The following is a 1,098-nucleotide window of genomic DNA, read 5'->3' as shown; positions in this document are numbered from 1 at the left end:
GCGCTCGGCGACCTCCCAGGCCACGGCCGTGTGCGGGTCGAGTAGGTACCCCGTCTCATCCCACACGCGCCGGATCACGGCGAGCGACTCGTCGTTGCTCACCCAGTCGCCGAGGAAGACCTCGCGCATCCTGCCGAACGTGTCGCGGTCGACTCTGAAGCGCTTCTCGGAGGCGAGCGACGCCATCCACTCACGCACCGACTCGGGGCCCGCGAGGTGGTAGAGGAGCCGCTCGAGGTTGCTCGAGATGAGGATGTCCATCGACGGCGACGGCGTGGTCACGAACTCACGCGCCGAGATGTCGTACGTGCCGCTGCCGATGAAGTCCGCCAGCACCTTGTTCTCGTTGCTCGCGCACAGCAGCCGCGATATGGGCACGCCGATCTCGCGCGCGTACCAGCCCGCGAGGATGTTGCCGAAGTTGCCGGTCGGCACGCACACGTCGATCGGATCGCCGGCGACGACTCCGCCGCTCGCGACCATGTCCGCGTACGCGCTCGCGTAGTACGCCACCTGCGGCAGCAGGCGGCCCCAGTTGATCGAGTTCGCGCTCGAGAGCAGCAGGCCGTGCGCGTCGTGCAGCTCCGCGTTGAACGCCTCGTCGTTGAAGGCGGCCTTGACCGCGTTCTGGCAGTCGTCGAAGTTGCCGCGAACGCCGAACACGCCGACGTTCTCGCCGCGCTGCGTGACCATCTGCGCGCGTTGGATGGCCGAGACCCCCTCGGCGGGGTAGAAGACCACGATGCCGGTGTGCGCGCGGTCCGCGAAGCCCGCGAGCGCCGCCTTGCCGGTGTCGCCCGAGGTCGCCACCAGCACGAGGAAGTCGTCGGCCAGCGTGCCGGCCGCCTGCTGCATCGAGATGGCCTCGGAGAAGAAGACCGGCATGCACTGGAGCGCCAGGTCCTTGAACGCCGAGGTGGGCCCGTGCCACAGCTCCAGCACGTGGACGCCGGGGACGACCTCCTCGACCGGGGCGATGCGTTCGTCGTCCCACTGCGGTCCGTACGCGACCGGCATGAGCTCGACGATGCGCTCGCCCGGCACGTCGACGCCGAACAGCCCGAACAGCCACGCGGCGCGCTGCCAGTAGGGCATCTC

Annotated in this window: 1 protein-coding gene; it reads right to left on the bottom strand. The window is 69.3% G+C overall.

All coding sequences use genetic code 11. The features are described 5' to 3' along the window. Positions 1 to 1,098: threonine synthase (locus FDZ70_11225; protein ID TLM65274.1), on the bottom strand; the 1,098-nt coding region annotated here is incomplete at both ends.

The sequence above is a fragment of the Actinomycetota bacterium genome (assembly GCA_005774595.1).
In the GTDB taxonomy this organism is placed as follows: domain Bacteria; phylum Actinomycetota; class Coriobacteriia; order Anaerosomatales; family D1FN1-002; genus D1FN1-002.
The sequence above is the reverse complement of the archived record's forward strand: the minus strand, read 5'-3'. Positions and strand labels throughout refer to the sequence as shown.